Annotated in this window: 1 pseudogene; it reads left to right on the top strand. The window is 66.4% G+C overall.

The features are described 5' to 3' along the window. Positions 1-251 precede the first annotated feature (251 nt). Positions 252-362, top strand: a pseudogene (locus tag ACKAE7_RS21040) (IS3 family transposase); the annotation flags it as partial. Between the last annotated feature and the right edge of the window lie 604 nt (positions 363-966).

The raw sequence follows: 966 nt of genomic DNA, 5'->3' as shown, positions 1-966 counted from the left end.
GCTGACCAAGCTCCATCGGCACAAGCTGATCGAGCATACGATCACCGGTTGGCGCCTGACGGCACTCGGATGGTCTGCGCTGCTGGAAGGCGGCGTTTACGCGCCGAGGTCGTCAGACAGGATCTCGGATGGCGCCGGCGACGCTTGGCGTTCCTTCACTGGGGCGGCCTCCACGCTACCGTCTACCTCGTAGCGCTCGCGCGCCGGAAGCGGCGCGGCCGCAGATTTCGGGAATCCCCACTAATCAGAGCAGCGAGATCCGGCGGCTCAAGCAGCTTGAGGAGGAGAACGCCAAGCTGAAGCGGCTCGTTGCCGATCTGTCCCTAGACAAGTCGATACTCCAGAACGTGCTGAGAAAAAAGTTCTGAGGCCCGATTGGGGGCTTCGGCCTCTTCCGATTTTAAAGCTTAAGCGTGTGTCGGAGCCGGCCCATCGCATTGAGGTGTTCACCGGCGTGGGCGGCCGGCGGAGTTGGACCGCGGCGGAGAGGGCGGCGATCATGGCCGAGAGCTGTGACGCCGAGGAGTCGGTCTGACCGGTTGCGCGGGGGCATGGTGTGGCACCGAGCAGATATGGCGGCGCGCGCTGCGTGTTGAGGCGGGAGGACCGTTCGGCCGGTGCACGTAGCGCCACCCTCGGGGTCGGAGACTGCGCAGAAGCCTAATCGGACGCGACGCCCGTCCCGCGGTTCTCGGCGGCCAGGCGGGCTAATGGAGCTCGAGATCGACGGCGTCGTGATGTGGGTCGGCCGGACCGCTTGGGCAAAGACCGTCGCGGCGGTGATCCGGGCTTCAAAGGCAGAGGCGTGGCCGGACCGTGGGGATCGATCCGGGTGCTGATGGCGACGGGGCCGGTCGACTTCCGCAAGGGAGCGAAGACCTTGGCGGCGCTTGTGAAGGAGAGATGCGCGCCGACCATTCTCGGGCGCGGCGTTCGTGTCCCGGGGCAAGTGCGCCGATCGAGTGA

The sequence above is a fragment of the Pseudarthrobacter sp. NKDBFgelt genome, assembly GCF_046097905.1.
Taxonomy (GTDB): Bacteria; Actinomycetota; Actinomycetes; order Actinomycetales; family Micrococcaceae; genus Arthrobacter; species Arthrobacter polychromogenes.
Note: the sequence above shows the minus strand (reverse complement) of the source record. Positions and strands in the feature narration are given on the sequence as shown.